Raw genomic sequence first — 24,881 nt, 5'->3', positions numbered from 1 at the left:
ATCGGCGCATGACGACGATCCGAGGTGTGGCCAACACCGGGGGGAACGGGGCCAAGAGACCCTCGGTCAATCTCGACGACGTGAGCAAGACCATCATCGAGCTGCTCCAGCACGACGGGCGCAAGTCCTACGCGTCCATCGCCCAGGAGGTCGGGCTCTCCGAGGCCGCGGTGCGCCAGCGCGTGCAGCGACTCCTCGACGCCGACGTCATGCAGATCGTCGCGGTGACGGACCCGCTGCAGGTCGGGTTCCAGCGCCAGGCGATGGTCGGGCTGCGGGTGTCGGGAGACATGACGTCGGTCGCCGACGCGCTGACCGAGATGGAGGAGGTCTCCTACGTCGTCACGACGGCCGGGAGCTTCGACGTCCTCGCCGAGGTCGTCTGCGAGAACGACACCCACCTGCTCGAGCTGCTCACGACCCGCATCCGCCCGCTCCCGGGCGTCACGGCCACCGAGACGTTCGTCTACCTGAAACTCAACAAACAGCTCTACAACTGGGGTACACGATGAGCATCAACCCGAACGAGGTCTGGGAACCCACCTCGGACCACCGCACGCCCATGGGCACCCTCCACTCCGAGGCCGCGCGCGACCACCTGTGGATGCACTTCACGCGCCACTCGGTGTTCGAGGACCGGACCGAGGGCGGCCTCGGCCACACCGTGCCGATCATCACCAAGGGCCAGGGCTGGAAGATCTGGGACGACCGCGGCAACGAGTACATCGACGGACTCGCCGGCCTCTTCGTCGTCCAGGCCGGCCACGGCCGTGAGGAGCTCGCCGAGGCCGCGGCCAAGCAGGCCAAGGAGCTCGCCTTCTTCCCGCTGTGGAGCTACGCGCACCCCAAGGCCATCGAGCTCGCCGAGCGGCTCGCGAGCCACGCCCCCGGCGACCTCAACCGGGTCTTCTTCACGACGGGTGGCGGTGAGGCCGTCGAGACCGCGTGGAAGCTCGCCAAGCAGTACTTCAAGCTGACCGGCAAGCCGACCAAGCACAAGGTCATCTCGCGGGCCGTCGCCTACCACGGCACGCCGCAGGGCGCCCTGTCGATCACCGGCATCCCGGCGGCCAAGGAGATGTTCGAGCCGCTCGTGCCCGGTGCGCACAAGGTCCCGAACACCAACCTCTACCGCGCCCCCGAGCACCTGCGCGACGACGAGAAGGCCTTCGGCCGCTGGGCCGCCGACCGCATCGCCGAGGCCATCGAGTTCGAGGGTCCCGACACCGTGGCGGCCGTCTTCCTCGAGCCGGTGCAGAACTCCGGTGGCTGCTTCCCGCCGCCCGCCGGCTACTTCGAGCGGGTCCGCGAGATCTGCGACGAGTACGACGTGCTCCTCGTGTCCGACGAGGTCATCTGCAGCTTCGGCCGCATCGGCTCGATGTTCGCGTGCGACGACTTCGGCTACGTGCCGGACATCATCACGTGCGCCAAGGGCATGACGAGCGGCTACTCCCCCATCGGCGCGATGATCGCGAGCGACCGCCTCTTCGAGCCGTTCAAGCACGGCACGACGTACTTCCCGCACGGCTACACCTTCGGTGGCCACCCGGTGTCGGCCGCGGTGGCGATGGCCAACCTCGACATCTTCGAGCGCGAGGGTCTCAACGACCGGGTCAAGCAGAACGCCCCGATCTTCAAGGCGACGCTCGACAAGCTGCTCGACCTGCCGCTCGTCGGTGACGTCCGCGGCGCCGGCTACTTCTACGGCATCGAGCTCGTCAAGGACAAGGCCACCCGCGAGACCTTCAACGACGCCGAGTCCGAGCGACTGCTGCGCGGCTTCCTCTCCAAGGCGCTCTTCGACGCGGGCCTCTACTGCCGCGCCGACGACCGCGGTGACCCCGTCATCCAGCTCGCGCCGCCGCTCATCATGGGCCCGGAGCAGTTCGACGACATCGAGTCGCGGCTGCGCTCGGTGCTCACGGAGGCCGAGAACCACCTCTGACCCCAGCCTTCCCGACTCCGTGCGTATGCCGTGGGGGTGTCGCCGGCCACGAAGCCACCCGTTCGCGGGTGGCTTCGTGCGTGTCCGGGTCACGCAGGCGCACGGGACGGCCCGGAACGCTGGCACGGGCCGTTCGTTGGGGTAGGTATCCGACGAGTGCGACGCCGACGCACCGCCGACGAAGGAGAAGACATGGGATTCCTCGACAAGCTCCTGGGCCGTGAGCCCCTCCAGCAGCAGCAGCAGCAGCGGGCCCAGCAGCCGCCCACAGGGGCGCCGTATGCCGTCCCGCCGCCGCGCGGTGGCGCGTCGTCCGAGGACGAGCGGGCCATCGCCCGCTACAAGTACCTGCTGCGCACCGCGCCGCCGGAGGACATCGAGAAGGTGCACACGGAGGCCTTCGCCAAGCTCTCGCCCGAGCAGCGCCAGATCGTCCTCCAGCGCCTCAACGAGGACCTCCCCGAGGGTGAGCGCCCGCGCAGCGACCAGCCGGCCGACCTCGCCCGCAGCGCGACCCGCGCCGAGATGAGCCGGCCCGGCTACCTCCAGGGCGCCTTCGGCGGCGGAGGCCGCGGCGGGATGGGCGGCGGCATGGGGATGGGCGGCATGATCGCCGGCTCGATGCTCGGCACCATCGCGGGCGTCGTCGTCGGCTCGGCCCTCGCCGACATGATGCTCGGCGGCTACGAGTCCTCACCCGAGGCGCAGGAGGCCGGCGACGCGAGCGCCGACGCCGGCGACACGGGCGACACCGGAGACACCGGAGACACCGGGGGCGATGCGGGCGGTGACGCCGGTGGGGATGCCGGTGGCTCGGACTTCGGCGACTTCGGCGGCGGAGGAGACTTCGGCGACTTCGGCGGCGGGGGCGACTTCGGGGGTTTCTGAGCCACTCCGTAGCCAGGATCGTCGCGCGGCGTTCGGTTCCCGTGGTCCACGACTCGTTCGGGGCCACGGAACCGGGCGCCGCGTCCGTCTGCCCGACCGTCTGCTCAGGTGTCGGGTTCGTCCAAGACGGCGACGGCCGGCACGAGCGATGCTGGGCGCTCACCGTCACCGACGAAAGGGACCCCGATGGCCATCGCCGACCTCAAGATGCTCACCCTCGACAGCTCGGACGCCCGCCGCGACGCCACCTTCTGGTCGACGGTGCTCGGCTGGGAGGTCGCGCACGCCCAGGACGAGTACGCCATGCTCACCGGCCCCGGGGGCCTCGCCCTCGGCCTCGGCCTCGTCGACGACCACCAGCCACCGGCCTGGCCGAACGAGCACGGCACCAAGCAGTTCCACCTCGACCTGGCCGTCGACGACCTCGACGCGGCGGCCGCGGAGTGCGTCGCTGCCGGCGCGACGCTGCCCGACGAGCAGCCGGGCGAGACGTGGCGCGTACTGCTCGACCCGAGCGGTCACCCGTTCTGCCTGACGCAGGCCGCCAACTGGGGCTGACCCCACCTCGCCCACTCGAGTGAGCGCGCAACACCACTCGAGTGAGCGCGCAACACCGCTCGAGTGGCCCCGTCGTCACACGAGCCACACCTGACCCCTGCGTGGTACGCAGGACGGGCCAGAAGGGTGTGACGACGGGGCCACTCGACGGGGACGCGAGCCGTCGGGGCGTGACGACGGGGCCACTCGACGGGAGCTCGGGCGCCCGGCTGCGGTCAGACGCCGGCGAGCCAGTGGAAGAGCGCGGCGATCCCGAGGATCACCGGGACCGACGCGAAGGTGCTGACGAAGATGACGTCGCGGGCGAGGTTGACCTCGCGCCGGTACCGGACGGCATACGTGAAGATGTTCTGCGCCGTCGGGAGGGCCGCGGTCACGACGACGGCGAAGAGCGCCTCGCCGCGCAGTCCGAGCGCGAGGCCGACGCCGAGCGCGACGGCCGGCATGAGCAGGGTCTTGAGGACGACGATCGTCCAGACGTGCTCGGCAGCCCGCCCGGTCGCCGGGCGCGGCCCCCGTCGCAGCGAGATGCCGAACGCGACGAGCATCGACGGGACGGCCATCGCGCCGAGCAGGTCGATGGGGGCGGCGACGACGCGTGGCAGGTCGATGTCGAAGACGGCGATGAGCAGGCCTGCCACGGCGCCGAGGGTGATCGGGTTGCTGAACATCCGGCGCAGGCTCCGGCCTAGAGTCGGGCGCTCGCCGCGGGCGTCGCTGTCGAAGAGCGCCATGTAGACCGGCGTGATGATGAGCAGCTGCATGAGCAGCGTCGGCGCGACCCACGCGACGTCGCCGAGGACGTAGAGCGCGATCGGGATGCCGAGGTTGCCTGCGTTGACGTAGGCCGCCGAGAGGCTGCCGATGAGTCGCGACCCGAGCGTGCCTCCCGCCCAACGGAACCGGGCGATGAGCAGGTAGAGGCCGACAATGATCGCGAAGCTGATGAGCGAGGTCACGAGGTTGGCCGAGAGGACGGCGTCGAGCGAGGTGCGCTGCATGACGGTGAGCAGCAGCGCGGGCGAGGCGACGTGGAAGGCGAGGCGCGAGAGGTTGACCTGCGCCGAGTCGTCGAGCACCCGGCGGTCGGCGAGCAGCCAGCCGACCGCGACGATGATCGCGATCGTCGCGAATCCCTCGAGCACGCCGACCATGGCGGCGATCCTTCCAGCCGGGGACGACGCGACGTCGCCCGGGTCCGCTCCTCGGCCACCCGCCCGGGGCAGGATGGGGCACATGGAGATCGAGACGCTCGACGAGCTGGACGACCACCTCGCCTCCGACGGGCCGCTGCGCGGACTGCGGCTCCAGGACCTCGACCTCACCACCTACGGCGACCGGCTCGCCTCCCGTGGCGACCTGACCGGGCTCGTCGTGCTCGGGGGCACGGTGCCGGTCCCGGTGGCAGAGGTGCTGCTGACCCGCGGCGCGATCCTCTTCCCGGGCATCGCCGACGCCCCGGTCGACCCGTGGCGCGGCCTCTACTTCCCGTCGGACCTCTATGAGGGCCTCGAGCACGGCTACGCCGAGACCCCGGATGCCAGGGCGTACGCGTGGTTCGTCGACGCCCGGTTGCGCACCGACGCGTACGCCACGCTCGTCCGCGCGATCCACGACGACTCCGTCACCGACGAGCTCGACGAGTTCGTCCAGGGTCGGTCGGTCGTCGGGATCATGGGCGGCCATGCGCTGCAACGGGACTCGGCTGCATACGCAGGCGCGGCGCGACTGGGCCACGCGCTCGCCGAGGAGGGGCACCTCGTCGCGACCGGCGGTGGTCCCGGTGCGATGGAGGCGGCCAACCTCGGCGCGCTGTGCCGGAGCGTGGCAGCCGTCGAGGAGACCGTGGGCCGCATCGCGAACGTGCCGGGATTCCGGCCGGACGTGACGGCCTGGGCCACGACGGCCCTCGCGGCACGGCGGGTCGTCGTCGGCGACGAGCCCCAGGCCCCGTCCGAGACGCTCGGCCCGTCGGCCCGGTCGCTCGGTATCCCGACGTGGTTCTACGGTCACGAGCCGCCCAACGTCTTCTGCGACGTCATCGCCAAGTACTTCTCCAACGCGATCCGCGAGGAGGGCCTGCTCGCCCGGTCGAACGCCGGGATCGTCGTCCTCGACGGCGCGGCCGGCACCGTGCAGGAGATCTTCCAGGCCGTGACGCCGCTCTACTACGCGCCGCAGGATGCGCCCCTGCCCCCGCTCGTCCTCGTCGGGCGCGAGCACTGGACCGAGCGCCTGCCGGTCTGGCCGGCCCTGCGCGCCATCGCCGCCGGTCGCCCGATGGAGGAGGCCGTCCACCTCGTCGACTCGATCGACGAGGTCCTCCCCCTCCTGGCAGCCCCGACTCTCTGACTCCTGACGCCCGACCCCCCGACTCCCCGACCGAACGCAGCGTTCGGTGCCGAACGCGCTGTTGGAACAGTGAGTTCGAGACCGAACGCTGCGTTCGGTGCACGAGGGGCCTCAGGACGATGGGCCGCGCAGGACCGGCGTCAGGGTCTCGAGGACCGAGGCGTCCTCGATCGTCGCGGGCACGGCCGGTGCCTTGCCGTCGGCCAGCTCGCGCATCGTCTTGCGCAGGATCTTGCCCGACCGCGTCTTCGGCAGGCCGGCCACGATGTCGACCTGGTGCAGCGCCGCCACGGCCCCGACCTCGGCACGCACCCGCGCGACGAGCTCGCGCTTGATCCGCTCGCCGTCGGCCTCTGCGTCGACGCCCGACTTCAGCACGACGAGGGCACGCGGCACCTGTCCCTTGAGGTCGTCGTGGACGCCGATGACCGCACACTCGGCAACGGCCTCGTGGCCCGCGAGGGCAGCCTCGAGCGAGCCGGTCGAGAGGCGGTGACCCGCGACGTTGAGCACGTCGTCGGTGCGGCCCATGACGTAGAGGTAGCCGTCCTCGTCGAGGTAGCCGCCGTCGCCGGTGAGGTAGTAGCCGGGGTAGGCCGACAGGTACGAGCTGACGTAGCGGTCGTCGTCGCCCCAGAGCGTCGGCAGCGTGCCGGGCGGCATCGGCAGCTTGATGCAGATCGCCCCCTCGGTGCCCGGCTGAACTTGCTCGCCCGTGGCGTCGAGCACCCGCACGTCGTAGCCGGGGACGGCGACGGTGGGCGAGCCGGGCTTGATCGGCAGCAGCCCGATCCCCTTGGGGTTGCTGGCGATCGGCCACCCCGTCTCGGTCTGCCACCAGTTGTCGATGACGGGCTTGCCGAGCGCTGCCGAGGCCCACTCGTACGTGTCGGGGTCGAGCCGCTCCCCCGCGAGGAAGAGCGCGCGGAACCCCGAGAGGTCGTGCTCGGCGACCTTCGACGCCGCCGAGTCGTCCTTCTTGATGGCGCGGAAGGCGGTCGGAGCGGTGAACATGCAGACGGCGCCGTACTCCGCGATGACGCGCCAGAACGCCCCGGCGTCCGGGGTGCCCACCGGCTTGCCCTCGTAGAGCACGGTCGTGGCGCCCGTCAGCAGGGGCGCGTAGACGATGTAGGAGTGCCCGACGACCCAGCCGACGTCGCTCGCGGTGAACATCGTCTCGCCCGGGGCGACGTCGTAGATGTTGGCCATCGACCAGCGCAGGGCGACGGCGTAGCCACCGCTGTCGCGGTAGATGCCCTTCGGTTTCCCGGTCGTGCCTGAGGTGTAGAGGATGTAGAGCGGGTCGGTCGCCGCCACGGTGACGCACTCGCTGCCCTCGCGGGCCGCGTCGCTCGACTCGAGGTCGCCCCAGTCGAGGTCGCGCTCCCCCAGCTCTGCGACGAGCTGCTCGCGCTGGAGGACGACGCAGTGCTCGGGCTGGTGCTCCGAGCGCCTGATCGCCTCGTCGAGGAAGGGCTTGTAGGGCACGACCCGGCTCGGCTCGACCCCGCACGACGCCGAGAGCACGACCTTCGGCGCGGCATCGTCGATGCGGGCAGCGAGCTCCTGCGGCGCGAAGCCGCCGAAGACGACGGAGTGGATGGCGCCGATGCGGGCGCACGCGAGCATCGCGATGACGGCCTCGGGGACCATCGGCATGTAGATGACGACACGGTCGCCCTTGGCGACACCCAGCCCGCGCAGCCCGCCGGCCACCGCGCGCACCCGCTCGAGCAGGGCGGCATACGTCAGCGTGGTCTTCGTGCCGGTGACCGGCGAGTCGTAGTGGATGGCGGCCTGCTCACCACGGCCGGCGGCGACGTGACGGTCGACGGCGTTGAAGCAGACGTTGAGCTCGGCGTCGGGATACCACCGGTAGAACGGCGGCCGCGAGTCGTCGAGGATGCGCGTCGGCGGCGTCACCCAGTCGATGCCCTCGGCGGCCCTGCGCCAGAACCCTTCGGGGTCGCGCAGGCTGTCGTCGTGGATGCGTTCGTATGCCGTCGAAGCGCCGTCGCTCATGGCCTCACTGTGCCGCCGGTGGCGCCTGCGCGCCAGAGTCGGTGCGCCGAGGTGACGCATCTGACAGACGAGCGGTCGTGATCGCGACGCACATCACGGCGGCCACGAGACACAGGGCGCCCGCGACGTACCAGGCGAGGTCGTAGGTGCCGAGCTGGTCGCGGACGAGGCCCGCGCCGAGGGCCGCGGCGGCCGCCCCGATCTGGTGCGAGGCGAAGACCCAGCCGAAGACGATCGGCGCACGCTCGCCGTAGGCACTGCGGCACAGGGCGATCGTCGGGGGCACCGTCGCGACCCAGTCGAGGCCGTAGAAGAGGACGAAGGCGAGCATGTTGACGTGCATCGAGTCGCTGAAGAGCGCCGGAAGCAGGAAGAGGGAGCCGCCGCGGAGCGTGTAGTAGGCCGCGAGCAGGATGCGCGGGTCGACCCGGTCGGTGAGCCAGCCCGAGAAGACGGTGCCGACGATGTCGAAGACGCCGACGAGGGCGAGGAGGCCGGCGGCGGTCGTCGTCGGCATGCCGTGGTCGTGCGCGGCCGGGATGAAGTGCGTGCCGACGAGGCCGTTCGTCGAGGCGCCGCACACGGCGAAGCTGCCGGCGAGCAGCCAGAACACCTTGGTGCGGGCCGCGTCGCGCAGGGTCGCCAGGGCCAGGTGAGCCGGGTGACCGGTCGGGCGGGGCGGGCGCCCGACCGGGGTGCCTTCGGGTGCGCCGTAGGCCGTGATGCCGAGGACGCTCGGGTGGTCGTGCAGCTTCCACAGCACGAGCGGGACGACCGTCAGGGCCGCGGCCGAGGTGACGATCGCAGCGGTGCGCCAGCCGTGGTTCTCGGCCAGCCAGGCGAGGACCGGAAGGAAGACGAGCTGGCCGGTGGCCCCCGCGGCCGTGAGCACGCCGGTGACGAGGCCGCGCCGCTCGACGAACCAGCGCCCCGTGACGGTGGCGACGAGGCTCATCGCCATGGCGCCCGTGCCGAGGCCGACGACGATGCCCCAGCACAGGACGAGCTGCCACGAGGCCGTCATCCAGATGGGCAGCAGCGAGCCGACGCTGACGAGCACGAGGGCGACGGCGACGACGCGCTGGATGCCGAGGCGCTCCATGAGGGCTGCCGAGAAGGGGGCGGCCAGCCCGAAGAGGACGAGGTTGACCGACACCGCACCGCCGATGACGCCCATCGGCCAGCCGAACTCGTCGTGGAGCGGCGTCATGAGCACACCCGGCGTGGAGCGGAAGCCGGCCGAGCCGATGATCGTCAGGAAGGTGACGACGGCGACCCACCAGGCCGGGTGGACCCGGTGACCGGATCGGATCGGTGTGGTGGCGGGCGCGGGTGTGGCGTCGTCGGGGACGTCGGCGCGGCGGTCGGTCAGGCTCACGGACCCACTCTGCAGGAGCGGCCCCGATGGCGACGAGTGGCCAGAAGGACACGATGTGCAAGAATCTGGCCATGACCGCCGCTCCCTCGCGACCGCACCGCGTCGCCGTCCTCGCCCTCGACGGCGTCGTCGCGTTCGAGCTCGGACTGCCGCACCGCTTCTTCAGCGCGAGCGCCCTCGACCCCGGCTGGCCCGGCCGCCTCACCGGCGCTCCCCCGCCCTACGAGGTGTCGATGTGCACGCTGGACGACGGGCCCGTCATGACGTCGGCCGGCTACGCCGCCGTGCCGACCCACCCGAACTCCGTTGTCGCGCAGGCCGACACGGTCATCGTCCCGGGCATCACGAACACCGCGATCGTCACGCAGGGCGAGCTGCCCGCAGAGCTCGTCGCGCTCGCCGGCACGGCCCGGCCCGATGCGCGTTGGCTCTCGATCTGCACCGGCGCCTTCGTCCTCGCCGGCCTCGGCAAGCTCGACGGACGCGAGGCGACGACGCACTGGGTCTACGAGGACCTCTTCCGCCGCCACTTCCCCGCCGTCCACCTCACCCCGGACGTGCTCTACGTCGACCACGGCGACGTCCTCACCTCGGCCGGCAACGCCGCGGGCATCGACCTGCTGCTGCACGTGCTCCGCAGCGACCTCGGCACCGAGGCCGCCAACCGGGTGGCCCGGGGCGCCGTCGTCGCCCCGTGGCGGGCGGGCGGTCAGGCCCAGTTCATCGAGCGCCCCGTCCCCGACGCCTCGGACGCCGGCACCGGGTCGACGCGGACGTGGGCCCTCGAGCACCTCGACGAGCCGATCAACCTGACCGACCTGGCCCGCCGCGCCGGGACGAGCGTGCGCACCTTCACCCGGCGCTTCCGCGAGGAGACGGGCGAGACGGCGGGGACGTGGCTCGCGCGGGCCCGCGTCGACCGTGCCCGGCACCTGCTCGAGACGACCGACCTGCCGGTCGACCGGGTCGCCGCCGCCGCGGGCTTCGGCACGAGCGCCTCGCTGCGCCAGCACCTCACGGCCGCCGTCGGCCTGTCGCCGCTCGCCTACCGTCGCACCTACCGGGCCGAGCCGGCCTGACCGGCCGAGGGGCTGCTCGGGCTCGGAGGGCTCGGAGGGCTCGGAGGGCTCGGAGGGCTCGGAGGGCTCCGCAGGCTCAGCCGAGCCCGGCGAGGACCTGGACGATGACGATCTTGGCGATCATCGCCACCGGGTAGACGAGCACGTAGCCCAGGCTCACCCGGGTGTCGAAGCCGGTGCGGTCGTTGGCGAACGCCAGGATCGCCGGCTGTGTCTGCGCGCCGGCCAGCATGCCGGCGTGCTGGGTCCCGCCCATGTGGTGGACGAGGCGTCCGGCCAGGAGCAGCAGCACGGCGGCTCCTGTCGTGACGACGAAACCGAGCACGGCGACCTTCCAGCCCACGTCGGACGTGATCGCACCGACGATCCGCTCGCCGGCCCGGGTGCCGGCATACGCCAGGAAGGTGATGACGCCGAAGTAGGACAGGGACTGGGCGGCGCCGTTCGACATCGAGGTGACGACGGGACCGATGCGGCCGAGCCGCCCGAACACGAGTCCGGTGAGCAGCGTGCCGGCGGCGGCGCCCAGCGCGAAGCCGCCGCCCGGCAGGGGGATGTGGACCATGCCGACGAGCAGGCCGATGGAGAGCCCGAGGGCGAAGCCGACCGGGTTGATGTCGGACATCCCCCGGTCGGAGTCCCCGAGGAAGGCCGACACCTCCGGCATCCGTGTCACCGGCGACGTGACGCGCACCCGGTCTCCCATCTGCAGCACGAGCCCCGGCGACGCCACGAGGTCGACGTCCGCGCGCCGGACCCGGCTGATGTGGGCGCCGAAGCGGCTCTCGAGGTCGATCTCGCCCACCGACCGGCCGGCGACCCGCTCGTTGGAGATCGTCACCCGGCGGTAGTCCAGGTCCTCGTGCTCCTCGACGATGTCGTGCGAGGAGCGGTGGCCGAGCTCGAGGGTGACCCGGTCGACGAGGTCGCGTGGTCCGACGACCGTCACGAGGTCGTTCGGGCCGAGCAGCAGCTCGTCGTCGGCGACGAGCGTGGGGTTGGCGAGGTGGCCGTGCTTGAGCCTCGAGAAGGTGACCTTGTGGTCGTAGCGCTTCTCGACCTCGGCGAGGGAGAGGCCCTCGCCGCGTTCCGTCCGGATCGTCTGGTGCACGAGAGGCTCGCTGGGCGGCGCCTCGTTGCCGCGGTGGCGCAGCGACCACGCCGCTGCGAGGAGCATCCCGACGACCCCCCAGAGGTAGGCGATGGAGTAGCCGACCGTCGGGCCGGCGGGGTCCGCGGCCCGCTCGGTCGCCGCGGCGAGCGCGGGGGTGTTGGTGAGGGCGCCGGTGAAGGCCCCGGCCACGACCGACGACGTGAGCCCGAGGGCCCGGCCGACCAGCACGGCGGCGACCGCGACGACGGCGATCGTCGCCACGACCGAGAGCATCACCGGCCACCCTCGGCGCAGGGAGGCGAAGAAGCTCGGGCCCGAGACGACCCCGACCGTGTAGGTGAAGAGCACGAGCCCGAGGGTGCCGACGTTCTCGGGGATCTGGAGCTTCACGCCGTTCGCGACGCCGGTGGCCGACACCGCGATCGCGGCGAAGAGCACTCCGGCCGGGCCGATCTCGACGGTCCCCAGCCGGACCCGCCCGAGCATCGTGCCGACGAGCATGAGCAGCGCGAGGAGCAGGATCGGCTGCCCTGCCAGCGCAGTGAGCACGCCGTCCCCTCCCTTCCCGGGTCGTTGCGGCTCCGGTCAGGTCGCGAGCGGCAGGTGGGGGTGCTTCGACGAACGGCCTTGGAACGACAGGATCGCGGGGTTCTGGACCTCGCCGTCACGGATCTCGATGGCACGCCGGACCGTGGGGTTCTCGTCCCAGGCCTCGGGGCCGCCCATGACCGTCGGCAGGAAGGGCAGCAGCGCCTCGCTGATCTCCCACGTGGCGGCGTCCCAGAGGTAGGACGGGCTGTGGTCGACGGCGTAGTAGAGCACGTGGTCACCGACGAGGAAGGTCGGGTCGGTGAAGGTCGTCGGCCTGGCCCAGCTGAACCCCATGCCCTCGTCGCACGACACGTCGATGACGATGCTGCCCGGCGTCATCCGCTTGAGGTCGTCGTCCGACATGAAGGTGATGGGGGCGTCGGTGTCCTGGAGCACGCAGTTGACGACGATGTCGTGCTCGGCGAGGAACTCCCCCAGGGCGACCGGGCCGTCCTCGGTGACCGCGTGGCTGACGCGCGCCGTCGTGTCGTCGGTGTCGAAGTGCACGATCCGGGCCGAGTGGATGGGCGAGGCCACGGCCGCCTTCTGGCGGTGGGTCAGCACGTCGACGTCGCCGATCCCGAGGGCCTTGAGCGCGGTGACGGCCCCTCGTGCCGTGGCGCCGAAGCCGATGACGACGGCGCGCCGCTGGGGGCCGTAGTCGCCGGTGATCCCCGCGATCTGGAGGGCGTGCAGCACGGAGCAGTAGCCGGCGAGCTCGTTGTTCTTGTGGAAGACGTGGAGGCTGAACGAGCCGTCCTTGTTCCAGTGGTTCATCGCCTCGAAGGCGATGAGGGTCAGCTCCCGGTCGATGGCGACCTGGGTCAGCTCGGCGTCCTGCACGCAGTGCGGCCAGCCCCAGAGCACCTGGCCGACCCGCAGGGCCGAGATGTCGCTGAGCAGGGGCTTCGGCGCGAGGACGACGTCGCACTGCGCGACGAGCTCCTCGCGGCTGAGGAAGCCGCCGACGTAGCGCTCGAGCTGGTCGTCGGACACGCCGTGGCGCTCGCCGTAGCCGGTCTCGAGGAAGATCCGCCCGCGCAGCTCCTCGGGGATGCGGTCGACGTGCTTGGGGTGCAGCGGCAGCCGGTGCTCGTTCTCCTTGAGGGACCGGGCCATGACGCCGAGGCTGAGCTGGACCATGCGAGGACCTCCTGGTGGGCCGCCCCGCGCTCTGCCCGGCGACTCGTCACCAGTGCCCGAGCGGGGCACGACCCCGCCAGCGTACGCGTGTCAGGCCGTCGAGGCGGCGAGCTGCCCGCAGGCCCCGTCGATGTCCTGACCCCGCGTGTCGCGGATCGTCGTCGGGATGCCGTGGGCGCGCAGGCGCTCGACGAAGTTCTGCTCGACGCCCGGCCGGCTCGCGGTCCACTTCGACCCGGGCGTCGGGTTGAGCGGGATCGGGTTGACGTGCACCCATCCGCGGCCGCGCCGGTTGAGCTTCTCGCCGAGCAGGTCGGCGCGCCAGCCCTGGTCGTTGATGTCGCGGATCAGGGCGTACTCGATGGACACCCGACGCCCGGTCGCCTCGAAGTAGCGGTACGCGGCGTCGAGCGCCTCGTCGACGGACCACCGGGTGTTGATCGGCACGAGCTCGTTGCGCAGCTCGTCGTCGGGGGCGTGCAGCGAGAGCGCGAGGGTGACCGGGATGCCCTCGGCGGTCAGCTTGTCCATGCCGGGGACGAGCCCGACCGTCGACATCGTGATGCCGCGGGCCGACATGCCGAGGCCGTCGGGCGCCGGGTCGGTGAGGCGGCGGATCGCGCCGATCGAGGCCTTGTAGTTGGCCAGCGCCTCGCCCATGCCCATGAAGACGACGTTGCTGACCCGCAGCGGCGCCTCACGGTCGTCGTCCCCGCCGCCGGCGAGCTCACCGCGTCGCAGCGCCCGGGCCGCCCACACGACCTGGTCGACGATCTCGCCGGCCGACATGTTGCGCGTCAGGCCCGCCTGGCCCGTGGCACAGAAGGGACAGTTCATGCCGCACCCGGCCTGGCTCGAGATGCAGATCGTGACGCGGTTGGGGTAGCGCATGAGGACGGACTCGACGATCGCGCCGTCGTGCAGTCGCCAGGCGTACTTCATCGTCTGGCCGTCGTCGGCGACGCGCTGCACGATCGGCGTCAGCAGGGTCGGGAGCAGGTCGGCGACGAGCTCGGACCGCACGGCCTTCGGCAGGTCGGTCATCTGCTCGGGGTCGTCCTCGAGGCGCTCGAAGTAGTGCGTCGACAGCTGCTTGGCTCGGAAACCCTTGTGCCCCAGGGACTCGACGGCCTCCTTGCGCTCGGACGGCGTGAAGTCGGCGAGGTGCCGCGGCGGCTTGCCGCGGCGGGGTGCCTGGAAGGTCAGCTGCCCCGGCACGGGGCGGGCGGTCGTCGGCTCGGGAAGCGCGACGGGCGCCGCCCCGGTGGCGGTCTCGGAAGCAGGCGCGGCAGCAGGCGCGGAAGCAGGCGCGGAAGCATGCTCCGGGGCTGGGGCAGCGGCGGACTCGGAGGCGGGGGCTGGGGTGTCGGTCATCTCCCCTCCAGTCTCTCAGGTGGAGTCAAAACGCGGGTCGGGCGCGCGGCGACCACGACCGAGGGCGTATGCCGCCCTCCCGCAGCCGGTGCCCACGCCTCGGTCACGCCCGGGGTGCGCGCTGCTCGCTGACCGCGTTGCCGCCGTCGACGACGAGCACCTGCCCCGTGACGTAGGACGCCTCTCGGCTGGTGAGGAAGGCGATGGCCGCGGCCACCTCGTCGGCGCTGCCGGAGCGGCCGAGCGGCGTCGCCCGTCCCTCGCGTGCCTCGTCGTCGGTCTGCGAGCCGGTGGCGACCCAGCCCGGGGCGACGGCGTTGACCGTGGTGCCGTGCACTCCCTCGTCGACGGCGAGGGCCCGTGCGAGCCCGACCAGCGCCGCCTTGGCCGTCGCGTAGGCGACCTCGCCGCGCATGGCCATGACGCCCCCGGTGACGCTGCTGACGAGCACGACCCGGCCCGACCCGGACGCCCGCAGGTGCGGCAGTGCGGCCCGGGTGACGAGGTAGGCGGTGTCGAGGTTGCGGGCGAGCGAGCCGTGCCAGCGCGACGGGTCGGTGGCCGGCAGGTCGCCGCCGAGCGTGTCGGGGTCGGCCGCGCTCGTCATGCCGGCGTTGTTGACGACGACGTCGAGGCGCCCGTGCTCGGCGAGGCAGGCCTCGACGAGCTCCTCGGCCGCGAGCTCCCGGGTCAGGTCGCCGACGTGGCCGCTGGCCCTCACGCCCGCGCCACGGAGCTCGGCCGCGCGCTCGTGCACCCGGTCGGTCGTGGCACCGAGCACGACGGTCGCACCCATCCGGCCGAGCATCAGCGCCGTGGCGAAGCCGATGCCGGTCGCGCTGCCGGCACCCGTCACGAGCGCGACCCGGCCGCTCTGGTCGAAGGGCGCGGTCACGGCACCGGACGCCAGGGGCGCAGCCACCCGGTCAGCCCGGCTTGGCGGCGAGCAGCGTCAGCACGGCCCAGACGATGGGGGCGACGACGACGAGCGAGTCGAGCCGGTCCATGATGCCGCCGTGGCCGGGCAGGACGTTGGACATGTCCTTGATGCCGAGGTCGCGCTTGATGAGGGACTCCATGAGGTCACCGACCGTCGCGGCGACGGCCACCCCGACACCGAGCGCGATCCCGATGACCCACGAGTGGTCGAGCAGGAAGTGGACGGTGAGCGAGCCAGCGACGATGCAGAGCAGCACCGAGCCCGCGAAGCCCTCCCACGACTTCTTGGGGCTGATCGTGGGGGCCATGGGGTGCTTGCCGAAGAGGACGCCCGCGGCATACCCCCCGACGTCGCTGCAGACGGTCGTGATGAGGAAGACGAAGAGGCGGCCCACGCCGTCCGCGGGCGCGAGCAGCAGGATCGCGAAGCCGACGAGGAAGGTCGGGTAGGTGGCGATGAAGATGCCACCGAGGACGTCGCGCCCTGCCCCGTCGAGGCGCCCGGTGCCGCGCCAGAGCACGACGGCGAGGCACGTCAGCGACCAGGCGACGACGAGGCCGGCGGGACCGTGGACGAAGGCGGCCCACAGCATGACGACCATGCCGACGACCGGAGGCACGAGCGGCGCCCGGACCGCGGCGTGCCGCAACGCCGCCCGCAGCTCCCAGATGCCCACGGCCACGGCGAGCGCGACGAGGACGATGAACGACTCCTTGCGGATCAGCAGGGTCGCGACGATGAGGATGCCGAGCCCGACGCCCACCGCGATGGCCGCCGGCAGGTTGCGGCCCGCGCGGCTCTGCTTCTTCTCGATGACCTGCTCGGCGGGGAGGCCGGCGAGCTCGTCGAGGGCAGGGTCGTAGGGGACGGGCTCGAGCGGCCCGGCCCCGCCGTCGCCGGCGTGCGCCGCGGGTGCGGGATCCACGGGGTCCGACGGGGAGTCAGTCGTCATCATCGGTCGAGCATCGAGGTCACACCTCGAGCAGCTCGGCCTCCTTGGCCTTGACGAGCCCGTCGACGAGGTCGGTGTGCTTCTTGGTCAGGCCGTCGAGCTCCTTCTCGGCACGCGAGCCGTCGTCCTCGCCGACCTCGCCGTCCTTGACGAGCTTGTCGAGGTCGGTCTTGGCCTTGCGACGGATGTTGCGCACCGAGACGCGCGCCTCCTCCGCCTTGTGGTTGGCGAGCTTGATGTACTCGCGGCGGCGCTCCTCGGTCAGCTCGGGCATGACGCAGCGGATCTGGTTGCCGTCGCTGCTCGGGTTGACGCCGAGGTCGGAGTCGCGGATGGCGCGCTCGATCTCGTGCATCGCCGACTTGTCGAACGGGATGACGAGGATGGTGCGCGGCTCGGGGTTCTGGAACGAGGCGAGCTGCTGCAGGGGCGTCGGCGCGCCGTAGTACTCGACGGTGAGCTTGTTGAACAGGCCCGGGTTGGCGCGTCCGGTGCGGATGCCGGCGAAGTCCTCCTTGAGGACCTCGACGGCCTTGTCCATCTTCTCCTCGGCCTCGAACATCGTCTCTTCGATCATGGCTCTGGCTTCCTCGTCCCTCGTTCGTGGGTGCTGCAGGGGTGCTGCGGGGTGGTGCAGGGGTGACAGGTGGTTCGGGTGGTCGTGCTCGCGCGCGGCAGGTGCCGCAGCGCTCAGGCGTTGGTGACCAGCGTGCCGATCTTCTCACCGAGCAGGGCGCGCGTGATGTTACCCGCGCCTTCCATGCCGAAGACGACCATCGGCAGCTTGTTCTCCATGCAGAGGCTGAAGGCCGCGGCGTCGACGACCTTGAGCCCCTCGACGATGGCGTCCTGGAACGTGACCGTCTCGAGCTTCTTGGCGTCGGGGTTGGTGCGCGGGTCGGAGTCGTAGACGCCGTCGACGCCGTTCTTGGCGATGAGCACGGCGTCGCACTTGATCTCGAGGGCGCGCTGGGCGCTGACCGTGTCGGTGGAGAAGAACGGCATGCCGGCGCCCGCTCCGAAGATGACGACCCGGTGCTTCTCGAGGTGACGGATGGCCCGGCGCGGGATGTACGGCTCGGCGACCTGCTGCATCGCGATCGCGGACTGCACGCGCGTCTCGATGCCCTCCTTCTCGAGGAAGTCCTGCAGGGCGAGGCAGTTCATGACGGTGCCGAGCATGCCCATGTAGTCGGCGCGCGTGCGGTCCATGCCGCGCTGCTGCAGCTCGGCGCCGCGGAAGAAGTTGCCGCCGCCGATGACGACGGCGACCTCGACGCCCCCGCGGACGGCGTCGGCGATCTGCTTGGCGATGCCGGAGACGACGGCCGGGTCGAGCCCGATGCTCCCGCCCCCGAACACCTCACCGGAGAGCTTGAGAAGGACCCGGTGGAAGGGGGTTGTCTGGGCGTCGGTCATGGCGCAGGGCCTCCTCGTGGGCAGCGTTCCGGCGGTCGGTCGATCTTTCCACATCCCGAGGACATCGGCCGCATCGGGTTCAGGCGGTGCGGACCTCGGTCAGCAGCCCCGGCAGCGCGGCCGCGAGGCGGGCGTAGTCGTCCTCGTCGTTGTAGGGCGCGGCCGCGAGCCGGACGTAGCCGCGCCCCTCGAAGGCGATGGGCGGCACGACGAAACCGGCCGCGTACAACCGCTGCCACAGGACCTCGGCGTCCTCGGTCGTCGTCGCCACCCCGTCGGGCAGCGCGACGAGGCGCAGGCACGGGGCGGAGGGTATGCCGCCGTGCGGGCTGTCCGTGCCGAGCGCGTCCCGCACGAGCTCGGCCCCGCGCAGGAGCAGCTCGGCGTTGCGGTGGACCTGGTCCCACCCGCCGAGGGCTGCCCAGGCCGCGAGGCCGTCGGGGACGGCCACCCACGACGAGTGGTCGACGGTGCCCTGCAGGTCGAAGCGCTCGGGGAAGGGCAGCCCGTGGCTCCACGAGGTGACCAGAGGACGCATCGCCTCGCGGTGCCCGGGGGCCACCCAGAGCGCGGCGGCCGCGCGCGGCGTGTAGGCCCACTTGTGCAGGTTGCCCGCCCAGAACGCGACGCCGAGCGCCTCGACGTCGAGGTCCGGCAGGGCGCCGGGCACGTGGGCGGCGTCGACGAGGACCGGGACGGGTGCGACGGCCGCCGCCACCTCGGCGACGGGCAGGACGAGGGCCGTCGGCGAGGTGATCTGGTCGATGACGACGAGGCGGGTGCGGTCGGTCACGGCGGCCGCGAAGGCAGCCACGACGTCGTCCGGGTCGCCGTCGACCGGGACGTCCGCGGAGCGCAGCGTCCCGCCGCGCGCCTCGACGGACCAGCCGGCCGTGAGGTAGCCGTGGTTGCCGACGACGACGTCGTCACCGGGGCCGATCCCGAGACCTTGGAGCACCACCCCGACCGCCTCGGTGACGTTGCGCACGAGCGCGGTCGACCCGGCCGACAGGCCGAGGAAGACCGCCGCGGCCTCGCGGGAGCCGGCGAGCGCCGAGGGGAGCTCGTCGCGGAAGGCCCGCATGGGCGCGGCCTCGATGCGGGCGCGGGCGCGGTCCTGCGCCTCCCGGACCGAGCGGGGCACGGCCCCGAACGCACCGTGGTTGAGGTGGGTCAGGGCCGGGTCGAGCTCGAACAGCTCGGCGATGTCGCGACGCACCCGGCCATCCTGCCTCAGGGGTTGGGACCGCCCGACATCAGGGCCGGGCACCGGGCCGCCTCGGCGGGGGTCATCGGCGCGACGTCGACGGACGCCTCCCGGGATCGGCCGAGGTTCCACGACAGGGCGTCCTCGCGCCCGGCACGTGCGGCGATCGTCGACGGGAGCACGATGCAGGCCGAGACGTCGCGCGGCAGGCCCGCGACGATCGCCGGGGTGGCGTCCGCTCCGAGCGTCCGCAGGTAGGCCGCGTCGAGCTTGCCCGTCGCCTGGTAGCGGTCGATGTTGCGCTGCGCGACCCACGCCTCGGGGTTGGCCAGGCCGCCGACGAGCACGAAGGCGACGGCGGAGACGAGCGCTGCCCGGGGCAGCCACCAGCCCGAGAGCCGGACCCCTGCGACGAGGACGAGCACGACGAGCAGGCCGAGCCACAGCTCGAAACCGTCGACGAGCACCCGGAGGAGCGTGAAGCCGTAGGCCTGCTGGTAGAGGTCCATCCGGTGCAGCGCCGACGCGACGACGACGAGCGTCAGGGCGCACAGCGCGCCGAGCGCGACCCGCAGCACGAGCCGCTCACGGGCCGTCGAGCGCGGCGCCTTGCGGACGGCGAGCGCCACGGTCGCGAGGGTGAGTACCGTGGCGACCGTCAGCTGGCCGAAGCCCTGGTGGACGTACTCGGCGTACGTCAGCCCGGTCGTGCGCTGGACGTAGTCGTGCCCGCCGAAGAGCGCCGCGGCCTGCGCCACGACGAACGCCGCGAAGAGGGCGACGACGAGACCGACGGGCACGACCCACTCCCAGAGGCGAGCGACGGGGCGCCCTTCCGGCAGGGCGACGCGGTCGACGCGCGGCGGGTTGAGGGCGACGTAGCCGGCAGCGAGCAGGGCTCCGCCCATGACGAACCCGACGAAGAAGCGGAAGGTCAGCCCGTCCCACGCGAAGTGCGGCACGAGCGCCTGCGCCCACGAGCCGAAGACGGCGTCGCCCGAGGCGAAGAGTCCGCCGAAGACGACGAGCGCCACGACCGAGATGGCGGCGGTGCGCACGACCGGCCACACGACGCTGATCCGGCTCGTCGCGGAGACGGTGCGCCCGAGCAGCGGCAGCCCCCGGACCGCGGCGAGGGGCCAGGACGCGAGTCCGGCGACGAGCGAGAGGAAGCCCTTGGCGTCGGTCAGCGCCGTCGTCAGCACGAGGACCCCGAGCATGACGGAGATGACGGTGAGCCACTCGGCGGCCCGCAGCACCGAGAAGGAGGCGAGACCGACGCAGAGCACGCTGCTGAGTGCCGTCCAGCGGGTGGTGCGGTGGCGCGTCGTGCGCCACAGCACGACACCCCCGAGGAGGAGCACGCCGAAGAGCGCGACCCCGATGTCGCGATAGGGCAGCAGCACGGCCGACAGGACCCCGACCCCGAGGCAGACCAGCAGCAGGCGCACCTGCGGTGCGAGACCCGCCTCCGGCCAGAGGTCGCCGAAGAGCGAGTCGACGACGGGCCTGGGTGCCCCGACGGGCACGCCGGCGTATGCCGTGGGGCGGGCATCGGCGCCCGGGGCGCCGGGCGCTCCGGCTGGGGTGGGTCCCGCCGCGGCGGGGACAGGTGCGGGCACGGTGGGCTCCTCGAGGTCGGGCGCGGTCGGGTCGGTCGAGTCGGTCGGGACGGTCGGGACGGTCGGGACGGACGGGACGGCCTGGCTCACGGGGCCGGTCGGGTGGGTCGTGACGACCGGGCCCGTCGGCCCGGAGGGGACGTCCGCGACCCCCTCGGCGGCATACGGCGTGGGTCCCGGGGTCCGGGGCAGGACGGCCCGGAGGCGGGCGCCGTGCTCCCCCGCGCGGGGAGCCACGGCGGAGATCGACCCGCCGTGCAGCTCGCACACCCAGCTCGCGATGGCGAGCCCGATGCCGGTGCCTCCCCCGGCGTCGTCACCCGACCCGAAGCGGTCGAAGATGCGGTGGACGTGCTCGGGAGGGATGCCCGGCCCCTCGTCGGCGACCATGAGCCACCACCGGTCCGGGCCGTCGGGCCCCGCACTCACGGTGACGCGGCCTCCGGGCGGGCTGTGCCGGTCGGCGTTGTCGAGCAGGTTGGCGAGCACCTGGGCGAGACGGGCCGCGTCGGCGGTGACGCGCAGGTCGGCGGGGATCTCGACGACGTGCACGGTGCCGCGCCGGGACACGCCGGCCTCCGCCACGGCCGCCTCGGCCAGGGCGCGGACGTCGACCTCCGCCAGGGCGAGGGGGGTCCGTCCGCCGTCGACGCGGCTGAGGTCGAGCAGGTCGCCGACGAGGGTGCCGAGTCGCTCGGCCTGGGCCAGCGCCGTGCGCAGGACGGCGTCGTCGGGGCGCACGACGCCGTCGACGAGGTTCTCGAGCAGCGCCTGCTGGGCCGCGAGCGGCGTGCGCAGCTCGTGGGAGACGGTCGCGACGAGCTGGCGTCGCTGCTGGTCGGCGCCGGCGAGGTCGGCAGCCATGGTGTTGAAGGCGTCGGCGAGCACCCCGACCTCGTCGGCCGACGTCGCCGTGACGCGCTGCGAGTAGTCGCCGGTCGCCATCCGCGACGCCGCGGTCGTCATCTCGCGCAGCGGTGAGGTCATGCCGCGGGCCAGCCACTGGGTGACCCCGAGCGCGGCGGCGACCGTCACCGGGAGGGTGAGCCAGCCGGGCACCCCGGCGCGGTCGCCGATGACCGACACGAGGGACGCGACGACGATGCTCACGGCGACGAGCAGGCCGAGCTTGGCCTTGATCGAGCGGATGCCGTCGAGGGGGCGGTCGGCGTTCACGGTCGGCCCCCACCGGGTTCGTCGGCGGGTTCGTCGGCGGGTTCGTCGGCCGCCGGACCCACCTCGAGCGAGTAGCCGACGCCGTGGACGGTGCGGACGCGGTCGGCGCCGATCTTGGCGCGCAGCGACTTCACGTGGCTGTCGAGGGTGCGGGTGCCGCCGGCGTCCGCCCAGCCCCACACCTCGCGCATCAGCTCGTCTCGCTCGCGCACCGCGCCCGGCTCGGCGGCGAGGGCCAGCAGCAGGTCGAACTCGAGGGGCGTCAGGTGCACCTCGCTCCCCCGGGCGGAGACGCGGCGCGAGCCGCGGTCGACGGTCAGGTCGCCGACCGACAGCACGGGCGGCTGCTCGGCGGCCAGCTCGCGTGCCCGCTCGACGCGACGCAGCAGGGCGCGGATGCGGGCGACGACCTCGCGCATGCGGAACGGCTTGGTCACGTAGTCGTCGGCACCGACGCCGAGCCCGACCAGGAGATCCGTCTCGTCCGCGCGTGCCGTGAGCATGAGGACCGGCACCGGGCGCTCCCCCTGGATGCGCCGGCAGACCTCGAGCCCGTCGAAGCCGGGCAACATGAGGTCGAGGACGACGAGGTCCGGCGCGTGCTCGCCGTGGGCCGCTACCGCACCCGGCCCGTCGAAGGCCTGCACGACCCGGAAGCCTTCTGCCACAAGACGATCGGTGACGGCCTGGTTGATCGTCGGGTCGTCCTCGACGACGAGGAGCACGGGAGCGCTGGCGCTCGAGGACGATGCGGCATACCCCTGGTTCATGTCCCTGAGCCTAGGAGCGGGCACGCGGGCAGCGAGGGTGCGACGTGTGGAGATCGTGTGAAGGCCGGCCGGGCCCACACCGGCCCGACCGGCCGCCCACCCACCACGGTGGCTCTAGATGAAGAGCAGCTGTGCGCCCTCCGTCAGCTCGATGAAGTCCGAGGCCGAGATGATCCCCTCGACGTCGTCGCGGAGGTCCTCCTCGGTCAAGTGCTGCATGTCCGTCGACATCCGGCAGGCCCACAGGTGCCCGCCCGAGCCGACGATCTGGTCGAGGAACTCCGGGACCTCGGGGACGTCGAGGTCGGCGATGGCCTTCTTCATCTGCGACGTGGCGAGGTGCGTCATCCCCGGGATGCCCCCGAGGCCCTGAGGCAGGTGCGTCGCGGTGTTGCCGAGCATCGTGAACTTCAGGTCTCCCGAGGTCTTCCGGTTGATCATGTCGCAGCCCCAGAAGGTGAAGAACAGGTGGGTCTCGACGCCCTCACCGAGCGCCGCGTTGGCGAGGATGAGGCCCGGGTAGGCCATGTCGAGGTTGCCCTTGCTGCAGATGATCGCGAGCTTGCGGCCCTGCGACCCGGGCGAGTCGAACATCGGCACGAACGGCGCGGTCTGGTCGGCGTGCGTGGTCATCACACACATCCCTTCGGCTTGGGCAGCCCCGCGACGTAGGCCATCTTCTTGGCCGGCTTGCCGGGGAAGAGGTCGAAGAGGGACTTGATCGGGGTGCCGGTCTGCGTGCTGACGCGGCGGAGGGTGGCGGTCTCGCCCTGGTGCGCGAAGTCGTCGCGCAGGAAGTGGACGAGCTTCCAGTGGTCGTCGCTCAGCTCGATCCCGATGAGGCGGGCGAGCTCGGTGCCGAGGTCGTCCGACCACTGGTCGGGACGGGTGAGGAAGCCCTCGTCGTTGACCTCGACGGCATGGCCGGCGATCGTCGTGGTGGGCATGATGGCGCTCCTTGTCTGTGTCTGGTCGAGCTCAGGCGGCGGGGACCTTCCCCGCCATCGACATCTGCGCGGGCAGTCCGAGAGGCCGTCCGGGGAGCAGGAGGTTCCAGTAGATGTGGCGGAACGCGAGCTTGCCGAGGTGGTTGGCCCGCGACTGCTTGAGCAGCGTCATCGGACCGAGGAGCGGCAGCGGGAAGGTGCCGGTCAGCGGTTCGGTGTCGTAGTTGAAGTCGAGGAGCATCGCCTTGCCACCGCCGGACTCGACGAAGCAGTTGGCGTGGCCGTCGAACGAGTGGGTCATCCCCTGCCCGTGCACGTGCTCGACGAAGTTGTCGACGAAGACCTCGACGGAGAAGTGCGCGACGGAGCCGGCCTTGGACGTCGGGATGTTGCTCGCGTCGCCGAGCACGAAGATCGAGGGGTGCTCGGTGGAGCGCATCGTGTGCTTGTCGACCGGGACGTAGTTCAGCTCGTCGCCGAGACCGGACCGGGCGACGAACTCCGCGCCCATGTTGAGCGGGATCGTCACGAGCTGGTCGTAGGCGACCTCGCGCTCGTCGTAGGACACGAGGACGCGGCGCTCCTGGTCCACGTGCTCGACCATGAAGTCGGTCTCGAGGGTGATGCCCTTGTCGGCGAGCAGGTGGCCGAGCTCACGGCTCGCGACCGGCTTGGTGAAGGCGCCGTCGAGGGGCGTGACGTAGACGATCTCGGTACGGTCGCGCAGACCCCGGCGGCGGAGGAAGTCGTCGGCGAGGAACGCGAACTCGAGGGGCGCCACCGGGCACTTGATGGGCATCTCGGTGATGTGCACGACGAGCCTGCCGCCCGAGAAGCCGGCGAGCGACTCGCGCAGGGCCATCGCGCCGTCGTAGGTGTAGAACTCGCCGACGCTGCGATGCCACTCGGGTCCGAGCATCCCCGGCGTCTGGTCGGGGCGCGGGCTCGTGCCGGAGGCGATGACGAGCTCGTCGTAGGTGAGTGTGCGTCCGTCGAGGAGCGAGACCTCGCGGGTCTGCGGGTCGACGCGGTCGACGTCACCGAGCACGAGCTCGACGCCGTCGGTGATGAGGGCGTGCCGGCTGCGCCTCACCTGCTCCGGCTCGATGAGCCCGAAGGGCAGGAAGAGGTAGCCCGGCTGGTAGTGATGGACGTCGTCCTTGTCGACGACGGTGATGCGCCACTCGTTGGTGGGGAGGCGGTGCCTCAGCTTGTTCACGACCATGGTGCCGGCCGTGCCCGCTCCCAGGACCACGAGCGATCTCATGGTGGTGGTCATGCTCCGAAAGTACCCCCATGGGTATCAGGAGCGCTGTGATCCACCAGACAGAAGGACTGTGAGGTGCGAGACAAATGCTTGCCTCACAAAGGATTTCATCGACGTTCCCGTCAACGCCG

General features: G+C 72.0%; 22 protein-coding genes. 6 read left to right on the top strand and 16 right to left on the bottom strand.

The window, feature by feature from the left end; genetic code table 11:
- The first annotated feature begins 8 nt into the window (after positions 1–8).
- The 4 genes from ACSQ2D_RS07795 to ACSQ2D_RS07780 all read left to right on the top strand — a co-directional run bounded on the left by ACSQ2D_RS07795 (position 9) and on the right by ACSQ2D_RS07780 (position 3,394).
- A complete protein-coding gene (locus ACSQ2D_RS07795; protein ID WP_435985390.1) occupies positions 9–512 on the top strand; it encodes an Lrp/AsnC family transcriptional regulator in 504 nt (167 codons plus the stop codon).
- Complete coding sequence (locus ACSQ2D_RS07790) at positions 509–1,948, top strand: aspartate aminotransferase family protein (protein ID WP_020142726.1); 1,440 nt, start codon at positions 509–511, stop codon at positions 1,946–1,948. Before ACSQ2D_RS07795 ends, ACSQ2D_RS07790 begins: the two co-directional genes overlap by 4 nt.
- Before the next feature lie 192 nt (positions 1,949–2,140).
- Entirely contained in the window at positions 2,141–2,836 is a 696-nt protein-coding gene (locus tag ACSQ2D_RS07785; protein ID WP_435985389.1) for a hypothetical protein, read from the top strand.
- 186 nt (positions 2,837–3,022) lie between these two features.
- A complete protein-coding gene (locus ACSQ2D_RS07780; protein ID WP_435985388.1) occupies positions 3,023–3,394 on the top strand; it encodes a VOC family protein in 372 nt (123 codons plus the stop codon).
- 215 nt (positions 3,395–3,609) lie between these two features.
- Here the strand turns inward: ACSQ2D_RS07780 and ACSQ2D_RS07775 are convergent, their stop codons facing one another.
- Positions 3,610–4,548 carry an AEC family transporter gene (locus tag ACSQ2D_RS07775; protein ID WP_435985387.1) on the bottom strand — a complete coding sequence of 313 codons (939 nt, stop codon included), beginning with the start codon at positions 4,546–4,548 and terminating at the stop codon, positions 3,610–3,612.
- Between the two features lie 82 nt (positions 4,549–4,630).
- Here ACSQ2D_RS07775 and ACSQ2D_RS07770 point away from each other — a divergent pair, with 82 nt between their 5' ends.
- Positions 4,631–5,746: an LOG family protein gene (locus ACSQ2D_RS07770; RefSeq protein ID WP_435985386.1), complete on the top strand. Its 1,116-nt coding sequence runs from the start codon at positions 4,631–4,633 to the stop codon at positions 5,744–5,746.
- A gap of 111 nt (positions 5,747–5,857) precedes the next feature.
- Here ACSQ2D_RS07770 and ACSQ2D_RS07765 read toward each other — a convergent pair whose 3' ends face one another.
- Positions 5,858–7,771 carry a propionyl-CoA synthetase gene (locus tag ACSQ2D_RS07765; protein WP_435985385.1) on the bottom strand — a complete coding sequence of 638 codons (1,914 nt, stop codon included), beginning with the start codon at positions 7,769–7,771 and terminating at the stop codon, positions 5,858–5,860.
- Positions 7,772–7,775: 4 nt separating this feature from the next.
- A complete protein-coding gene (locus ACSQ2D_RS07760) occupies positions 7,776–9,149 on the bottom strand; it encodes an MFS transporter (protein ID WP_435985384.1) in 1,374 nt (457 codons plus the stop codon).
- A 71-nt stretch (positions 9,150–9,220) separates the two neighbouring features.
- Here ACSQ2D_RS07760 and ACSQ2D_RS07755 point away from each other — a divergent pair, with 71 nt between their 5' ends.
- Complete coding sequence (locus tag ACSQ2D_RS07755) at positions 9,221–10,228, top strand: GlxA family transcriptional regulator (RefSeq protein ID WP_435985383.1); 1,008 nt, start codon at positions 9,221–9,223, stop codon at positions 10,226–10,228.
- Between the two features lie 76 nt (positions 10,229–10,304).
- On the opposite strand, the gene ACSQ2D_RS07750 is transcribed toward ACSQ2D_RS07755, so the two are convergent.
- The 13 genes from ACSQ2D_RS07750 to sqr form a co-directional block, all read right to left on the bottom strand.
- Positions 10,305–11,891 (bottom strand): aspartate:alanine exchanger family transporter, encoded by a 1,587-nt coding sequence (locus tag ACSQ2D_RS07750; RefSeq protein WP_435985382.1) that lies wholly within the window; start codon positions 11,889–11,891, stop codon positions 10,305–10,307.
- Between the two features lie 36 nt (positions 11,892–11,927).
- Positions 11,928–13,076: a N(5)-(carboxyethyl)ornithine synthase gene (locus ACSQ2D_RS07745; protein ID WP_435985381.1), complete on the bottom strand. Its 1,149-nt coding sequence runs from the start codon at positions 13,074–13,076 to the stop codon at positions 11,928–11,930.
- Positions 13,077–13,166: 90 nt separating this feature from the next.
- Positions 13,167–14,450, bottom strand: a complete 1,284-nt coding sequence (gene rlmN / locus ACSQ2D_RS07740; RefSeq protein ID WP_435985380.1) for a 23S rRNA (adenine(2503)-C(2))-methyltransferase RlmN — start codon at positions 14,448–14,450, stop codon at positions 13,167–13,169.
- 103 nt (positions 14,451–14,553) lie between these two features.
- Complete coding sequence (locus ACSQ2D_RS07735; RefSeq protein WP_435985379.1) at positions 14,554–15,372, bottom strand: SDR family NAD(P)-dependent oxidoreductase; 819 nt, start codon at positions 15,370–15,372, stop codon at positions 14,554–14,556.
- A gap of 4 nt (positions 15,373–15,376) precedes the next feature.
- Positions 15,377–16,345, bottom strand: a complete 969-nt coding sequence (locus ACSQ2D_RS07730) for a phosphatidate cytidylyltransferase (RefSeq protein ID WP_435985378.1) — start codon at positions 16,343–16,345, stop codon at positions 15,377–15,379.
- Positions 16,346–16,361: 16 nt separating this feature from the next.
- Entirely contained in the window at positions 16,362–16,919 is a 558-nt protein-coding gene (gene frr, locus ACSQ2D_RS07725; protein WP_435985377.1) for a ribosome recycling factor, read from the bottom strand.
- A gap of 113 nt (positions 16,920–17,032) precedes the next feature.
- On the bottom strand, positions 17,033–17,761 hold the full coding sequence (gene pyrH / locus ACSQ2D_RS07720; protein ID WP_020142739.1) for a UMP kinase: 729 nt from the start codon (positions 17,759–17,761) through the stop codon (positions 17,033–17,035).
- Between the two features lie 79 nt (positions 17,762–17,840).
- Positions 17,841–18,980 (bottom strand): aminotransferase class V-fold PLP-dependent enzyme, encoded by a 1,140-nt coding sequence (locus ACSQ2D_RS07715; protein WP_435985376.1) that lies wholly within the window; start codon positions 18,978–18,980, stop codon positions 17,841–17,843.
- A 14-nt stretch (positions 18,981–18,994) separates the two neighbouring features.
- Positions 18,995–21,766 (bottom strand): DUF4153 domain-containing protein, encoded by a 2,772-nt coding sequence (locus ACSQ2D_RS07710; protein WP_435985375.1) that lies wholly within the window; start codon positions 21,764–21,766, stop codon positions 18,995–18,997.
- On the bottom strand, positions 21,763–22,536 hold the full coding sequence (locus tag ACSQ2D_RS07705) for a response regulator (RefSeq protein ID WP_435985374.1): 774 nt from the start codon (positions 22,534–22,536) through the stop codon (positions 21,763–21,765). Before ACSQ2D_RS07705 ends, ACSQ2D_RS07710 begins: the two co-directional genes overlap by 4 nt.
- A 114-nt stretch (positions 22,537–22,650) precedes the next feature.
- Positions 22,651–23,169: a DsrE/DsrF/DrsH-like family protein gene (locus ACSQ2D_RS07700; protein WP_435985373.1), complete on the bottom strand. Its 519-nt coding sequence runs from the start codon at positions 23,167–23,169 to the stop codon at positions 22,651–22,653.
- Complete coding sequence (locus tag ACSQ2D_RS07695; protein ID WP_435985372.1) at positions 23,169–23,483, bottom strand: TusE/DsrC/DsvC family sulfur relay protein; 315 nt, start codon at positions 23,481–23,483, stop codon at positions 23,169–23,171. The genes ACSQ2D_RS07700 and ACSQ2D_RS07695 overlap by 1 nt, the downstream gene beginning before the upstream one ends.
- Positions 23,484–23,514: 31 nt before the next feature.
- Complete coding sequence (gene sqr, locus ACSQ2D_RS07690; RefSeq protein WP_435985371.1) at positions 23,515–24,762, bottom strand: type III sulfide quinone reductase, selenoprotein subtype; 1,248 nt, start codon at positions 24,760–24,762, stop codon at positions 23,515–23,517.
- Positions 24,763–24,881: the final 119 nt, after the last annotated feature.

The sequence above is a fragment of the Terrabacter sp. LjRoot27 genome (assembly GCF_964254175.1).
Lineage (GTDB): Bacteria > Actinomycetota > Actinomycetes > Actinomycetales > Dermatophilaceae > Terrabacter.
This window is presented reverse-complemented; position numbering and strand designations above follow the sequence as displayed.